The 15,428-nt window shown below is 63.1% G+C and carries 15 protein-coding genes; 14 read left to right on the top strand and 1 reads right to left on the bottom strand.

What is annotated here, in order from left to right:
• Positions 1 to 210 precede the first annotated feature (210 nt).
• Together VKI00_RS28745 and VKI00_RS28750 are read left to right on the top strand one after the other, a co-directional pair.
• The gene (locus VKI00_RS28745; protein WP_324444279.1) at positions 211 to 1,482 is read left to right on the top strand and encodes a PucR family transcriptional regulator; all 1,272 of its coding nucleotides are present in this window, start codon (positions 211 to 213) and stop codon (positions 1,480 to 1,482) included.
• 261 nt (positions 1,483 to 1,743) lie between these two features.
• A complete protein-coding gene (locus VKI00_RS28750; RefSeq protein ID WP_324444281.1) occupies positions 1,744 to 2,925 on the top strand; it encodes a phosphotransferase in 1,182 nt (393 codons plus the stop codon).
• Between the two features lie 18 nt (positions 2,926 to 2,943).
• On the opposite strand, the gene VKI00_RS28755 is transcribed toward VKI00_RS28750, so the two are convergent.
• On the bottom strand, positions 2,944 to 3,741 hold the full coding sequence (locus VKI00_RS28755; protein ID WP_324444283.1) for an SDR family oxidoreductase: 798 nt from the start codon (positions 3,739 to 3,741) through the stop codon (positions 2,944 to 2,946).
• Between the two features lie 92 nt (positions 3,742 to 3,833).
• Between VKI00_RS28755 and VKI00_RS28760 the strand changes: the two genes are divergently transcribed.
• From VKI00_RS28760 to VKI00_RS28815, 12 genes are all read left to right on the top strand, one after another.
• On the top strand, positions 3,834 to 4,592 hold the full coding sequence (locus VKI00_RS28760; RefSeq protein WP_324444285.1) for an enoyl-CoA hydratase/isomerase family protein: 759 nt from the start codon (positions 3,834 to 3,836) through the stop codon (positions 4,590 to 4,592).
• The gene (locus VKI00_RS28765; RefSeq protein ID WP_324444286.1) at positions 4,589 to 5,392 is read left to right on the top strand and encodes an enoyl-CoA hydratase/isomerase family protein; all 804 of its coding nucleotides are present in this window, start codon (positions 4,589 to 4,591) and stop codon (positions 5,390 to 5,392) included. Before VKI00_RS28760 ends, VKI00_RS28765 begins: the two co-directional genes overlap by 4 nt.
• Entirely contained in the window at positions 5,389 to 6,192 is an 804-nt protein-coding gene (locus tag VKI00_RS28770; RefSeq protein ID WP_324444288.1) for an enoyl-CoA hydratase/isomerase family protein, read from the top strand. The genes VKI00_RS28765 and VKI00_RS28770 overlap by 4 nt, the downstream gene beginning before the upstream one ends.
• Positions 6,189 to 7,457 carry an aromatic ring-hydroxylating dioxygenase subunit alpha gene (locus VKI00_RS28775; RefSeq protein WP_324444290.1) on the top strand — a complete coding sequence of 423 codons (1,269 nt, stop codon included), beginning with the start codon at positions 6,189 to 6,191 and terminating at the stop codon, positions 7,455 to 7,457. Before VKI00_RS28770 ends, VKI00_RS28775 begins: the two co-directional genes overlap by 4 nt.
• Positions 7,454 to 7,987 carry an aromatic-ring-hydroxylating dioxygenase subunit beta gene (locus VKI00_RS28780; protein WP_324444292.1) on the top strand — a complete coding sequence of 178 codons (534 nt, stop codon included), beginning with the start codon at positions 7,454 to 7,456 and terminating at the stop codon, positions 7,985 to 7,987. Before VKI00_RS28775 ends, VKI00_RS28780 begins: the two co-directional genes overlap by 4 nt.
• Before the next feature lie 7 nt (positions 7,988 to 7,994).
• Positions 7,995 to 8,264 (top strand): hypothetical protein, encoded by a 270-nt coding sequence (locus VKI00_RS28785; protein WP_324444294.1) that lies wholly within the window; start codon positions 7,995 to 7,997, stop codon positions 8,262 to 8,264.
• On the top strand, positions 8,261 to 9,469 hold the full coding sequence (locus tag VKI00_RS28790) for an acetyl-CoA C-acetyltransferase (RefSeq protein WP_324444296.1): 1,209 nt from the start codon (positions 8,261 to 8,263) through the stop codon (positions 9,467 to 9,469). Before VKI00_RS28785 ends, VKI00_RS28790 begins: the two co-directional genes overlap by 4 nt.
• Positions 9,466 to 10,836: an OB-fold domain-containing protein gene (locus VKI00_RS28795; RefSeq protein ID WP_324444298.1), complete on the top strand. Its 1,371-nt coding sequence runs from the start codon at positions 9,466 to 9,468 to the stop codon at positions 10,834 to 10,836. Before VKI00_RS28790 ends, VKI00_RS28795 begins: the two co-directional genes overlap by 4 nt.
• Positions 10,833 to 12,032: an acetyl-CoA acetyltransferase gene (locus VKI00_RS28800; protein ID WP_324444300.1), complete on the top strand. Its 1,200-nt coding sequence runs from the start codon at positions 10,833 to 10,835 to the stop codon at positions 12,030 to 12,032. The genes VKI00_RS28795 and VKI00_RS28800 overlap by 4 nt, the downstream gene beginning before the upstream one ends.
• 245 nt (positions 12,033 to 12,277) lie before the next feature.
• Positions 12,278 to 13,138: an SDR family oxidoreductase gene (locus VKI00_RS28805; protein WP_324444302.1), complete on the top strand. Its 861-nt coding sequence runs from the start codon at positions 12,278 to 12,280 to the stop codon at positions 13,136 to 13,138.
• 3 nt (positions 13,139 to 13,141) lie between these two features.
• The gene (locus VKI00_RS28810) at positions 13,142 to 14,782 is read left to right on the top strand and encodes a class I adenylate-forming enzyme family protein (protein ID WP_324444304.1); all 1,641 of its coding nucleotides are present in this window, start codon (positions 13,142 to 13,144) and stop codon (positions 14,780 to 14,782) included.
• Positions 14,783 to 14,901: 119 nt separating this feature from the next.
• The coding region (locus tag VKI00_RS28815) for an AMP-binding protein (protein ID WP_324444308.1) at positions 14,902 to 15,428 on the top strand (527 nt) is incomplete at its 3' end.

Consider the following 15,428-nt stretch of genomic DNA (forward strand, 5'->3'; position numbering starts at 1 on the left):
TGTTGGCTTACAACTCCGAACGATCGGCATTCGAGTACGGAATCCCGGTATTTCGATGTCGCGTTCCACGAAAACGCTACGGAGCCTGACCCGCTGCAGCTACGTCCGCAGCCGACCAAGTTTCGTCGCGTTTGCGGCACATGCTTGGCCTCGGCAGACAAAGCTCATGATTCGACTGAGTTCGACGCCGGCAAGCCATAGAGTCGATTCATGGCTGCGCGAAGCCACGAGGAAGAGGCGCTCGTCGCGAAGACGGCAGCGCTGATCATCGGCCGGCTGGACGACAAACTGGTCGAGATCACCCGCGCGCTCCAGGAGTTGCTGGTCAGCGAGCTGTCTGAGATTGGAGGCGACGGCGAGTTACTGGCGTTGGTCCATGACTCGGTCCAGGGAAACCTGGACACGTTCATTCCGGCCATTCGCCACGGCATCCCCATCGACCAGGTAGAGCCGCCGACGGCGGCCCTCGAGCATGCCCGACGGTTGGCTCAACGTGGGGTGGACGCTGACTCCTTGATCCGCACCTATCGGCTCGGCCACCAGGCCGTACTACGGATCGTGCTCGACGAGATTCGCGTCGCGCATCTGGATATCCAGCTCGCGCTTGATGTATTCGAACAGATCACCTCGATGTCGTTCGGCTATGTCGACAGAATTTCGCGTCTGGTGCTAACCACCTACCAAACTGAGCGTGATCGCTGGCTGGCTAACCAAAACCGGATGCGGGTATTGCGCGTTCGCGAGGTACTCCAGGCCGGTGAAGTCGACATTGACGAGGTGGCAAATGCTATTCGCTACCCACTCCGTCGAGTCCACCTTTCGCTGATCGCGTGGTGTGGCGAGTCGGAAGATGAAGACGAACTCGCCGCGATGGAGCGCTGCATCACTGAACTCTCGAAATCGGTTGGTGCGCAAGAGCGCCCGTTGTTCATCGCTGCGGATCGCGTAACCGGGTGGGCATGGATACCACTGCCTGAGGATGCCGCGCCACATGCGGTTTCCCGCCTTAGCGAATTCGTCAAGGCGCGACCCGACGCGCCGCTGATCGCGGCCGGCGAACCGCTTCCCGGTGTCGACGGCTTTCGCCGCTCACATCAGCAAGCGCTGGCGACGCGAGCCGTTGTGCTCGCCTCGGAATCGCATACGCCGGCGGTCACTGTGTACAGCGATCCCGGCCTCGTGCTGGCCGCCCAGTTTTGTGCCGACCTAGTGCAGACGCGAACATGGGTTGGCGATGTCCTGGGCCCCCTTGCCTCCGCGACGGACAGTGACGAACGGATGCGCGAAACGCTCAGGGAGTTTCTGCACAGCGGGTCCAGCTTCAAGGCCACCGCCGACGAATTGCACCTGCATGTCAACTCGGTGAAATATCGGATCCAGCGCGCGCTTGAGCGTCGGGGTGAACCGATTGCCGACAACCGCCTCGATGTGGAAGTCGCGCTGCTCCTGTGCCATTGGTTTGGCACGGCCGTGCTGAGTTAAGGCATCGTGTAACCGCCGCTGGCGGACATCGCTTGCTCGGGTCAGCGCCACGGCCGGGCCGCAGCGTCAATCTGACTAGGGCACTTGCCATCTTGGCGCCGTCATTGACAGTCCGCCCCATAATTTCAGTTGAATCTAGGCGCGGTCCTCTCATGGAGGTTCTGACCGGGACACGAGCCTTACGGCTCAATTCGCGGTCGCCACGAGGCTTGACATTTTTTATTTTAGGTTAGATTATTGATCTAACTCCGAGAGGCAAACATGACTACCAAGATCCAGCTGCCATTGCTCGCAGCAAAACTCGCCGCCAACGTCGCCCGCGAACGCCTGGCTCCGCCACGTGTGACTTCGTTAAAAGATGTACCGCCCTCGGCGAACGCGCTGACTAACGAGTGGCTCACCGCCGCGCTCTGCCGAGACGTCCCGGGCGCCGTCGTCGTCGAATTCGCGGTCGTCGGCGGCTCGGACGGCACCAGTTCACGACGCGCACTGCGGGTCGACTACAACTCGGCGGGCCAGAAGGCCGCACTGCCAACCAGACTTTTCACCAAGAGCGCATCCAGCTTCCAGTCACGCCTGATGCTCGTCGCCGGCGGCGTAACGGAGAGCGAGACGATCTTCTACCGCGACATTCGGCGACAGCTCGACCGGCTGCGAAGCCCCCGCTCTTACTACGCTGCGTTCGACCCCAAGACCTATCGGTCAATCGTCGTCATGGATGACCTCACCGCCGACGGATGGAGCTTCCCCGACCCAATGCAAGACACCATCAGCCGCCAAGACGCCGAAGACATGGTCGACCAGATGGCGTACTACCACGCGGCTTTCTGGGACGACTCACGTCTCTCAAGCCAGTTCGGGCGGCTCGCTACCACTGAAGTCTTCCAGCAGCGCATCAACGATGTCGGGCTCCTGAAAGCCGCCCACCGAGGCCTCGACCACATCGAAACCGTGACGCCGCCCGCGATCTACCGGCGACGTGAAGAGCTGATCCCGATCACAATGCGTGCGCTGCATCTCAACTCGAGCGGCACCCCCACACTCCTGCACCAGGACGTCCACCAAGGCAACTGGCTGCGCGACCCGGACGGCCGCATGGGCCTCTACGACTGGCAGGCCGTCGCCAGAGGAGAATGGGCGCTCGACTACGCCTACGCAATGTCGGTGAACCTGGCTGTCGAGCACCGACGCGCGTGGGAGCGGGAACTGCTCGAACGGTACCTCTGGCGCCTCGGCGAAGAAGGGGTCAAGAACCCACCGTCGTTCGAGCAGGCGTGGCTGCGCTATCGCCAACAACCCTTCCATGTCGTCATTTTCTCGCTCCTCACAATCGGAGCGGGCCGTTTCCAACCCGTCATGCAACCCAAGGACTACATGGCGCGTTGCTGGGAACGCATCGCCACTTTTCTAGACGACCACGACTCGCTCGACAGCCTCAGCTGACACCCTGAACTCTCGACTTCACGGCATGGTGTAACCGCCGCTGACCGAGATCAGCTGTCCGGTTACTTGGCGTGCAGCGTGCGGTGATGAGAACCACACCACGGCCCGCCCGACGTCGTCGGCGTTTGTCAGCCTTCGCAGTGGCGTGTCCTTGAGCATGAAGTCGATCTGTTTCTGATTGAAAACCTCATCCAGTCCGACGGCCCACAGGCTTGATGGGCCAATCGCTTCGGGTCCATCGGGAATCACCAGGCCCGGGCACACGATGTTGGATCTGATGCCGTGACGGCCGTGTTCGCGCGCCGTGGTGCGGGCGAATGCCACCATGGCCGCCTTTGACGCGCCGTAGACACCTTGTCTGATCTGTCCAAACGCCGCGTCGCTAGCGATGAACACGATCGCGCCGCCACCGACTGCTTTCATGACCGGTATCGCCGCTTGGGTCGCGGAAATCGCCGAGAAGAGATTGATCTCGATTGTTCGCTGCCACTTGTCCCGGTCGGTATCGGTGGCGACGAATCCCGGAACGCTCCAACCGGCGTTGTTGACCAGAACATCCAGGCCGCCCCACGCCATCTGGGCGGCGCCGACGGTCGCTTCGGCCGCCCCGGGCTTCGTCAGGTCGGCGATCACCACGTCGACCTCGGCGGCGCCCAACTCTTTGGCCTCGGCGCGGACCTTTTCAGCCTGCGGCGCGTCGATGTCGTTGATCACGATCCGTGCGCCTTCCGCGGCAAATGTATGCACGATCCCGCGCCCGATATTGGAGGCGCCTCCGGTGACGACGACTCGCGCATCGGCCAACCCGAGATCCATGTCGACTCCTCACTGTGCAGCGTCGCTTGTGACGGCCTCCGAATTAGTTTAACCTAGATTAGAAATTTGGGAAATGATGGATAGGACTAGATGTGAGCGTCGTCCAGTGCGCGATCGCCGATGGGATCGGGCGCGTCACGCTGAACCGGCCCGAGTGCATGAACGCGATAACCACCGAACTCGCGCAACAACTCGAGCATGCGCTCAGCACGCTGTCTAGCGATACCGCGGTGAACGTGATCGTCATTCGTGGAGCGGGCAAAAACTTCTGCGCCGGAGGCGATGTCGCAGAAGTCGAACGCCTCAGATCCGTTGGCCCCGAACGGTTGCGAACGCTGTTCGACGCATTCCGCCGGGCGTGTGAGGTCATCGCGAACATCGACGTCCCAGTGGTCGCTGCAGTCGAGGGCATCGCGATGGCCGGTGGCTTCGAGCTCATGCAGGCGACCGACATCGTGATAGTCAGCGACGACGCCAAGATCGCCGACAACCACATCAACTTCGGCATGATCCCCGGTGGCGGAAGCACGCAGCGGCTCCCCCGGTTGATCGGGCATCAGCTCGCGCTCGGTCTACTGCTCAGCGGCGAGCGCCTGAGCGGTCTGGATGCGGTGCGTCTCGGCTTGGCATACCGCAGCTTTGCGCCACGAGCCTTCGACGAGGGCGTGAATCGGTTCGTGGCGCAGCTCGCGGAACGTGACCGCGCAGCAGTCGCGACGATCAAGGGGCTGGTTAGCGGCACTCGCCAACGGTCGCTGTCGCAAGGCCTCGACGACGAGATCGGTGCGGTCGTCGCGCACATCACCAAGCACGGAGTCGATGAATTCAACCGATTGGGCACATCCTCATGACAACTGTCAACGCCACACCCGTCGCGCTGGATCTCGGTCCGGACGGGATCGCTCAGCTGCGCCTGAACCGACCCGAAGCCTCAAATGGGCTGAATGTAGAACTGTTGAAAGCGCTGCACGAGGCCATTCTGCGATGCCACGCCGAGGCCGCCGTTCGGGTCGTGCTGCTCAGCGGTGCAGGACGCAACTTCTGCGCGGGCGGCGACATCCACACCTTCGAATCCAAGGGCGCCGAGCTACCGCAGTATCTGCGCGAGGCGACGGCCTGGCTGCAGTTGGCGACGTCGGCACTGATCCAGCTGCGCGTGCCTGTAGTCACGGCGGTGCAGGGTTTCGCCGCCGGCGGAGGCGGGCTGGGCTTGGTTTGCGCCTCCGATGTCGTCATCGCCGCCGAGTCAGCGAAGTTCTTCTCCGGTGCGGTGCGGGTGGGGATGGCCCCGGACGGCGGGTCGTCGGTAACACTGACCCAACTCGTCGGTTTGCGTCAGGCGCTCCGGATACTGCTGCTCAATCCCACGTTGTCGGCTGCGGAGGCACAAGAGATCGGTCTGGTCACCGAGACGGTGCCCGACGATCAGCTGTCCGCCCGGGCTACTGAGATCGCCACCACCTTGGCGAGCTCACCGACCCTGGCGGTCTCGGCAACAAAACGTTTGGTTTGGAACGGGGTAGGCGCTTCGGTTGAGCAGCGGCTAGCCGAGGAGTCGCGCACGGTATCCGAATTATCCGGCACTCACGATGCGCTCGAGGGTCTACGCGCGGTTATCGAACGCCGACCACCGAAGTTCAACGGCCGATGACCACGACGACCGCCCGCCCCGTGCTCATCGATGATGACGCTGCGGTGCGCACTGTCACGCTGAACCGGCCAGCGAAGCGCAACGCTATCGACATCGAGTTGCGCATCGCCCTGGCCGAGGCGATCGAATCCGCTGATCGTGATCCGAATATTCGGGTGATCATCGTGACCGGAGCGGGTCCGGTGTTCTGCTCGGGTGGCGACATCTCCACCATGCAGCGCATGCCCGCCGAACACGCCATTGAACGAGTTAATTTGGCGCAACGCATTATTCGTGCCATCTGGAGCACACCAAAGCCGGTGCTCGCGGCCGTCGAAGGGTCGGCGTATGGGGCGGGCACAGCATTGGCCGCTGCTTGTGATCGGGTGGTGGCGGCGCACGACGCCAAGTTCGCGACCACCTTCACCAATGTCGGTCTAGCCGGAGATATGGGCACCTTTGTGTCATTACCGGCACGCGTTGGGATCGCGCGGGCACGGCAGATGCTGATGCTGCCGTCGCCGATCTCGGCAGCGGAGGCCTTTGGTTTGGGCCTCATTGACGCGGTAGTGGAGCCTGGCCAGGCTTTGGAGTCGGCCCGACAAGACGCCCGACAGCTCGCGTCGGGGCCGAAACTCGCGTACGGAGTAATCAAGGCATTGCTGGCCAATCCGGGCACCATCGATCCGATCGAGCTTCTTGAGCGCGAAGCTGCTTGCCAGTCAGAGCTTTTCGACAGCGACGACTTCGCCGAAGGCACCGCCGCGTTTCGCGAGAAACGACGGCCAGTGTTCGGGAACAAGGAAGGAGGACAACCATGACCGCCGTGAGTGATCAGGTCGCAGGCACCGGCACCCTATATGACCGACTGATCAAGCGTGACAAGGTGCACGGCTCGCTCTACACCGACCCCGCGATCTTCTCCGAGGAGCTGCACAAGATCTGGTACCGCACTTGGGTTTTCGTGGGACATGAGAGCGAGGTATCCCAACCCGGCGACTATGTTCGGAAACGTCTCGGGCTGCAGGACGTCATCATGACCCGCGACGGCGACGGCGTGCTGCACCTGTTGCTGAATCGCTGCGCGCATCGGGGCAACCAAGTGTGCAACGACGCCAAGGGCAATGCGTCAGCATTTCGCTGCCCGTATCACGGTTGGACGTACCGTAACAACGGTGAACTCGTTGGATTCCCCTTCTTCAAGGGCTACGGTCAACGCAAGTTGGACCTGGCTCTCGGGCGAGTTCCGCGGGTCGACTCTTACCACGGTTTTGTGTTCGGCAGCTTCGCAACCGAAGGCCCGACCTTGTTGGAACACCTCGGTGCCGCCAGCGGCGAGATCGACAGGCTCGCGCAGTTGTCTCCCGAGGGCCGTGTCGAACTCACTGCGGGGTGGCTCCAGCACCGGACCCGGGCGAACTGGAAGCTGTTGGCCGAGAACGAAACCGACGGATATCACCCGCAGTTTGTGCACGGATCGATCTTCGGGGTGACCGGCAGCACAATTGGCCCACTCTACAGTGATGCCTCCACGGCGGTGACCCGCGACCTGGGTAATGGCCACAGCGAGAACGATCTGCGTCCAGAATTCCGTAAGTTCGCCGAACCGATGCGCTGGTTCGGCACCACCGAGGCCCGGGTCCCCGACTACGTATCGGCAATGCGGACCAAATATGGCGCGGACGCGGAACGCATCTTGATCGAGGGCGCACCGCACGTGATGGTTTTCCCGAACCTATTCATCGCGGAGATCCAGGTCTTCAACATTCAGCCGGTCGCGGTGGGTGAGTGCGTCCAATACTCGACTGCGGTGCAGTTGGCCGGCGCGGATGAACTCAACGAGCGCATGGTGTCCCAGTGCGTGGGATCGGTGGGCCCTGCCGGCATGCTGCTTGCCGACGACACCGAGATGTACGAGCGGAACTGGGCCGGACTCGCATCGCTGACACCGGAGTGGCTCGACGTGCGCCGTGGGCTCAACCGCGAATCAGTTGACGAGAACGGTTTCACCGTCGGCGGTGCCACCGATGAGACCGCGATGCGAGGTTTTTGGCGACACTACAAGTCACTCATGGAGGCGCCATGACAGCCTCCGTCAACGCGGATGCCAGTCTCGGGCCCGTGCCCGACGACTTTGACCGCCACTCAGTCGAGCAGTTCCTCTACCAAGAGGCGCGACTGGCCGACGAAGGCGACTACGACGCGTGGGAAGCGCTGTGGGCCGACGACGCGCTGTACTGGGTACCGATCGATGGCGAGGGCGGTGACCCCGGGCGCCAGATGTCAGTTATCTACGACAACCGCCGCCGCATCTCGACCAGGTTGAAGCAGTTACGCACCGGCAAACGCTATGCGCAGGCTCCCCCTTCGAACCTGCGTCGGCTGCTGTCGAATATCGAATTCCTAGGCGGTAGAGGCAACCCCGATGGTGGCACCGATCTAGAGGTCGGCGCGAACTTCCTGGCCGTCGAGTCACGCGCAAGGGGCAATCGGCTATGGGGTGGCCGAACGACCTACCGACTCCGCCGCGATGCAGACGGTCTTCGCCTGGCGTATAAGAAAGTGGTTCTGGTGGACAATGATCAGCCACTTCCCACGCTGGGTTTTCTGATCTGAGGATGTCATGACGATCGAATTCAGTGATAGCGATGGCGTCGATGTTCCCGGTGTCGGTGCCGTGGTCGGTAGTGAGTTCGCCGAGGTGTCAGTCCGATTCGACGTAGATGCAAATGCGCCTAGGCTGCGGCTAGAAGATCTCCGCAGCGGACGCGTGCGCTATCTCGACGCGCTCGAATTGGAGACACTTATCTGGCTTCCGGAAGAGCGCCTCACCGGTCTGCTGGATCCGTCTCACAGCCGGTGGCGGGGCGAAGCTCCCGGATCCGACTCATGAGACGCGCCGCGATCGTCACGCCCCTTCGTACCCCGGTCGGTAGTTTTGGCGGGTCGCTCCGGACGCTTCGTGCCGAAGACCTCGCCGCGCGAATCATCGAAGCGGTCATCGACCGAAGTGGTGTGGATCCGGAAGCAGTCGAAGACGTGGTCTTCGCGCAGTCCTATGCAAACTCGGAGGCGCCGTGCATCGGCCGGTGGGCCGCCTTGCATGCCGGCTTGCCGATCACGTTGCCCGGATTGCAGATCGACCGCCGCTGCGGGGGCGGTCTGCAGGCGGTGATCACGGCGGCCATGATGGTGCAAACCGGCGCAGCCGAGGTGGTTCTGGCCGGCGGTGTGGAGTCGATGAGCAATATCGAGCACTACACCACCACGGCCCGGTGGGGATCGCGATCCGGCAATCAAATGCTGTACGACCGGCTTGATCGCGGTCGTGAAATGTCGCAGCCAGTTTGGCGATTCGGACCAATCAGCGGAATGATCGAGACGGCCGAGAATCTCGCCGCCGACTACGGCATCGGCCGTGATGCCGCTGACGCGTTCGCCGCCCGCAGTCACCAACGCGCCGAGGCCGCAAGGGCGTCCGGCATGTTCGACGAAGAGATCGTGGGCGTCGAGGTACCCCAACGTCGCGGCGATCCGGTTGTCGTGGACGGCGACGAAGGGATCAGACCTGACAGCACGCCTGAGGGACTGGCGCGGTTGCGCACTATCATTGCTGATGGCACTGTCACCGCCGGCAACTCCAGCCAGCAAAACGACTCCGCTGCAGCGTGTTTGGTTGTTGCCGAGGACCGCCTCGATGCGCTTGGTCTGGAACCCCTCGGTTTCCTGGAAGCTTGGGCTGCGGTCGGTTGCGATCCGGCGCGCATGGGCATCGGCCCTGTGCCGGCCGTGGAAAAGTTGCTGCGGCGCGGCGACTGGACCCTCGACGAGTTCGACCTGATCGAAGTCAACGAGGCATTCGCCGTGCAAGTGCTGGCAGTGCTGGCCGGGTGGGGCGTAAAGCTCGCCGACGTCGAGGACCGGCTCAACGTGAACGGCTCGGGCATTTCGCTCGGGCACCCGATCGCGGCCACCGGTGTGCGGATCCTGACCACGATGCTGCACGAATTACGACGTCGCTCGGGCCGTTTGGCGCTGGAAACTATGTGTATCGGCGGGGGTCAAGGTATCGCCGCGGTGTTTCGAGGGGCTGCATGACGCGCGTGCTGATCGGCTACGCCGCGTACCTGCCCCGCTACCGGCTGGCCGGCGCCGACATCGGGCTGCGGCGCGGTGATCGGGTGGTGGCGTCCTTTGACGAGGACAGCACCACAATGGCGACCGCGGCGGCCGCTGCCGCCATCGATGGATATCGCCTGCCACGCGATCTCTATTTCGCCACATCTAGCCCGGGTTACGCCGACAAAACGAACGCGACCGCAATCCACGCGGCACTCGGCTTGGGCCGCGAGGCGTTCGCCACGGACATGTGTGGAACCGGGCGAAGCGGATTCGCAGCTTGGCGAGCGGCGGCTAGCACCGGAGGCGTTGCCGTAGCCGCCGACGTGCGCGTCGGACGGCCCGGCTCGCCCGATGAGAAGTTCGGTGGCGATGGCGCGGCGGCGCTGCTGTTCGGTGAAGGACCCGGCATCGCGGAGATTCTCGGTACGACGTCACTGACATCGGAGTTTCTCGACAGATGGCGGTCGCCGACATCGGTGACCGGCCAGCAGTGGGAAGAGCGGTTCGGCGCACACTGCTACGGCCAACTGATCGAGGCTGCCGTGCAGCAGACGCTCGACAAGGCCGATACGAACGGCGTGGACCACGTCGTGCTGACCTGTCCAAACGCGGCTGTCCTCAAGCGCGCCGCAACGCTCATCAAGGGCCAGAAATCGACGGTCACCTCGCCGATCGGATTCGCCGGTGCCGCCGATGCTTCGATCGCGGTCTGTGCCGTACTCGACACCGCCGACGCGGGCGAGACAATCTTGGTGGTGTCCGCCGTCGACGGCTGTGACACCCTGCTTCTGCGAACCACCGAGCGCCTGCCGAACGCACGGCAACCTCGTCCGATCAGCGAGCAACGCGATAGCGGCTTAGCGGTGAGCCACCTGACCTACTTATCGTGGCGCGGGCTGGTTGAGTTGGAACCGCCGCGGCGTCCGGAGCCGGATCGCCCCGCGGCGCCACCGTCATTCCGCTCGGAAACCTGGAAGTTCGGTCTCACCGGAAGCCGTTGCCAACAATGCGGTTTCACACACCTTCCGCCCGCAGTCGTCTGCCGCGGCTGCGGTGCGATCGACCGCACGGAGGCTGCCCCGGTCGCCCGGTTGGGAGGCGCCATCGCCACCTACACCGTCGACCACCTGGCCTACTCCCCTTCGCCACCGGTGGTGCAAGCGGTGATCGACGTCGACGGCGGCGGGCGGTGCACCCTCGAGATCGCCGACGCCGAACCCGATCAGCTCGCGGTGGGCTCTCGAGTGGAGTTCACGTTCCGTCGGCTGTTCACTGCGGGCGCGGTCCACAACTACTTCTGGAAAGCCCGCCTCGTTGACCCAAGCGGATCGGAGAAACGATGACTAGCCACGGCATAGCCGACAAAGTCGCGATCGTGGCCATGGGCTGCACTCGATTCGGGGAACGCTGGGACAGTTCGACCGAAGATCTGTTGCTGGAGGCGACGCGCGAATGCTTCGAATCGCTGCCCGGGGTCGTTAAGGATGACGTCGATGCGTACTGGCTCGGTACCCTCGGGTCGGGCCAGTCGGGGCTGACCCTCAGCCGCGCATTGGGCACCGATGCCAAGCCGGTCACCCGAGTCGAAAACTATTGTGCCACTGGATCGGAGGCGTTCCGCAACGCGTGTTATGCGGTGGCCGCGGGTGCATACGACGTCGTGATGGCGGTCGGAGTGGAGAAGCTTAAAGACTCTGGATTCTCGGGGCTGCTGCGCGCTGACCCGCCGGATGATGGCACTGCACCGGAGCTCTCGCTGACCGCACCGGCAGCGTTCTCGTTGCTCGATCCCGCCTACTGCGCCAAATACGGGGTACATGCTGACGAGATGCGGGAGGCGATGACCCATGTGGCGTGGAAGAATCACCAAAACGGTTCACGAAATCTCAAGGCACAGTTCCGGTCTCCGGTGTCGAAAGAGACGATAACGGCCGCGCCGAAAGTAGCCGGGCGGCTCGGGGTCTACGACTGCTCGGGTGTGTCCGACGGCGCGGCGTGCGCGCTGATCGTGCCTGCCGACCGTGCCCACGACTACACCGATTCCCCTATGTATGTAAAAGCACTATCGCTGGTGGCAGGCTCGGCACGCGGCTCGATGGATCCCGCATACGATTTCACCACCTTCCCTGAAGTGGTGCGTTCGGCGCGGGACGCCTACCAGCAGGCGGGGATCGACCGCCCCGCCGACCAGTTATCGCTAGCCGAGGTACACGACTGCTTCACCCCCACCGAGCTGGTGTTGATGGAGGATCTGGGCTTTTCCGACGCCGGCCAGGCGTGGAAGGAAGCGCTAGGCGGAGATTTCGACTCCGACGGGCGCCTTCCGATAAACCCAGACGGGGGCCTCAAGTCGTTCGGCCATCCCGTCGGCGCCAGTGGGCTGCGGATGCTCTACGAGGTGTGGTTGCAGTTCCGCGGGCAGGCGGGTGAGCGCCAACTGCCCGATCCGCATACCGCGATGACCCACAACCTCGGTGGCCGCCCGGGCGGATGCGTGTCGTTCGTCTCGATCGTCGGCACCGAGATCAGCACACGCTGACGCGTAATCGCCCGCCCAGAAGAGAACGGCAAGCCGATGCCTAGATGCTAGACAGTTTTTAATCTATCATAAATTCTGTTTAACGGCAGATCCTGAATCTGTGTGGGCAACAGGCCAGACACTGCAGCGGACGATGGCTACGAAAGGTACGTCCCGCACCGTCGTCGCCCTCCTTGACCGGATCTTAATTTCTAAACTAGATTCAACAATCGATACCGCAGTTCTGAGAGAGGAAGGGCGTCGAAGTGCCGGGAGTCCAGGACAAAGTCATCGTCGTCACCGGGGCCGGTGGTGGCCTCGGGCGCGCATATGCGCGGTTCCTGGCCGACAACGGTGCGCTGGTTGTCGTCAACGACCTCGGCGGTGCGCGTGACGGGTCTGGTTTCGGGAGCAGCATGGCCGACTCGGTCGTCGAGGAGATCCGAACTGCCGGTGGCAAAGCTGTCGCCAGCTATGCGACGGTAGCGACACCCGAGGGTGCAGAAGCGATCATCGACACTGCGATTGAGCACTTCGGTGGCGTGCACGGAGTGGTCAGCAATGCGGGCATCTTGCGCGACGGCGCCTTCCACAAAATGTCCGAAGAGAATTTCGATGCCGTCGTGAAAGTCCATCTCTACGGCGGTTTCTACATCATGCGCGCCGCCTGGCCGCACTTTCGTGAACAGAAGTTCGGCAGGGTTGTCGCAGCGACGTCGACCGCCGGCATTTACGGCAACTTCGGCCAAGTGAACTATGCCGCGGCCAAGCTAGGTCTGCTGGGGATGATCAACACCCTGGCGATCGAGGGCGCGAAGTACGGCATCACCGCCAACGCGGTCGCACCCCTTGCCGCCACCCGCATGACCGCCGACGTTGCGCCACAAGAGCTTCTGGACAAACTCGATCCCGATCATGTGGCTCCAGCGGTCGGCCATCTGCTCTCCGAGGAGAACCAAGATAGCGGATCGGTCTTCGTGGTGGGCGGTGGTCTTGTCCAGCGTGTGGCGCAGTTCCAGAACGACGGTGTCACGTTTCCGACGCCGCCATCCCTCCAGGAAATCAGCCGCCGTTGGCCTGACATCAGTGACATGTCCAACGCCAAACCGGGGCGCAGCCCCGTTTAAAGCATGAGCAAGGCTGGCGACCAGGTCTCCGTCGAGACGGCACTTCAGCGGGCGAGCTGGGAGGCCGATCGCCGGGTGGATTTGGTGGACTTCACCGTCGGCGAGCTGCTCGCTAACCGCGCAACCGCGCACCCCGACCGAGTCGCAATCGTTGGAGTGCGTCACGCCACCGGCGAGCAGGTCCGACTGACCTACGGCCAGTTGCACGACGAGGCGAGTCGAGTTGCGTCGGCGCTGGCAGGTCTGGCCGAGCGTGGAAGCCACGTCGCGATCTGGGCCCCGAACGTCATCGAGTGGCCGATCATCCAGTACGGAGCCGCATTGGCGGGTATGGTGCTCGTCGCCGTCAACCCCGCCTTGCGCGAGGAAGAATTGCACTACGTCCTGCAGCACTCCGGCGCAACGGTGCTGTTGCACGCCGATAAAAACCGCGATTACGACATTTCCGCCGTCGTCCGGCGGCTTGCCGTCCGCATGCCGGAGTTAACCTGTGTGTCCCTGTTGGATGCGCCGGTGTGGCGCGCCGAGCACATTGACGACAGCGTGCTACGCAACGCACCCGGCGGTGCGGAGGAAATCGTCATGCTCCAGTACACCTCGGGCACCACTGGGAACCCGAAGGGCGTCTTGCTCAGACACAAGTCGCTGATCAATGTTGCCAAGCTGACGCTTGAAGCGGTGTCGGTGCCCGATGGCGCGGTGTGCCTAAATCCCCTGCCGATGTTTCATACCGCCGGATGCGTGATCGCCACCCTCGGACCACTGTGGATCGGCGGTACCGTCATTCTGGTTGACCGCTTCAGTCCCGGGCCGGTGCTGCAGGCATTATGCCGTGAGAAGGTTTCGGTGCTGTTCTACGTGCCAGCTGTGCTCGCAGCGCTATTGGAAGCACAACGAGCAAGCGATAGTTGCGCACCCAGGTTGCACACAATCATGGGGGGAGCGTCGAATGTTTCTCCCGCACTGATCGAAGCCGCCGAGGAGGTTTTCGGCGCCACCGTCATCAACTTGTTCGGACAAACCGAGCTATCACCTGTACTGACCGCCACCCGGCCCGAAGATTCGCGCGCCGACCAGCTGAACACGGTCGGTCGCCCACTGCCGCAAGTCGATTGCCGCATCGTCGATCCAGTCAGCGGCAAGGTGGTCGCTATCGGCGAGACCGGCGAGATCTGTGCCCGCGGATATCAAGCTTTCGCGCGTTACCTACACGACCCCGACGCGACGGCCCGCACGATCGACGCCGACGGGTTCGTCCACACCGGAGACCTCGGTGCTATGGACTCGCGCGGTTATTTGACGATCACGGGCCGGATCAAGGAACTGATCATCCGAGGGGGTGAGAACATCGCGCCCGCAGAGATCGAATCGCAGTTAGTGAGCCACGACAACGTTGTCGACTGCGCGGCCATAGGCCTGCCCGACGACCGGCTTGGCGAGGTCGTGGGCGCGGTCGTGTGCACGTCGCGAAACGACGCACGTCTCAAAGACGCGCTCATCGAGCATCTACGAGACCGATTGGCTCCCTTTAAGATTCCGGTGCGATGGTTCACCGCGACCGAATTGCCCGTCACGCCGACGGGTAAAGTCCGCAAGTTCGAACTCCGAGACGCGATCATCCGCGGCGACCTCCCGGAACTGTGACAACAACAGCAGACATCCGTGCCCGCCGCGACGAGCTGCGGCGCCGTTTCCCGGTATGGCGGCCCAGCACCCTATCGGACTGGCTGGACGACTGCGCCGAACGCTACGGCGGGCGGCCGATGGTGCTCACCGACGACCGCAAGCTCAGCTACACCGACGTCGCGGCCGAATCCCGCCGCTTAGCAGATGGTTTGGCAGCCTTGGGCGTCCAACCGGGCGATCGTGTGGCGATGATCATGGCGAACTACCCCGAGTTCGCAGCAATAAAATTCGCCATCGCCCGGGCAGGTGCGATCGCTGTGCCACTCAACTATCTCTATCGAAGCGACGAGTTGCGGTTCGTGTTGGCGGATGCGCGATGCCGGGTCGTGACCACCATGACCGGTTTCGCCGGCCTGGATTACCAAGCGATGCTTGACCTTATCCCCGATCCGCCTATGGCGGTGTTTCTCGACACCGATGGGCACGCCCGTCCCGGATCCCTCACAATCGAGGACTTGGCGAACCTGGGCGACCAAAACCGAGGCGCCAGCTATGGCCGCACAATCGATCCCAATGGCCCCGGAGACATGCTTTACACCTCGGGCACAACCGGGTCGCCCAAGGGCGTGCTGGTATCTCATGACGCCGTCCTGCGGACCGCCTT

It is taken from the genome of Mycobacterium sp. (assembly GCF_035314665.1).
Classification (GTDB): domain Bacteria; phylum Actinomycetota; class Actinomycetes; order Mycobacteriales; family Mycobacteriaceae; genus Mycobacterium.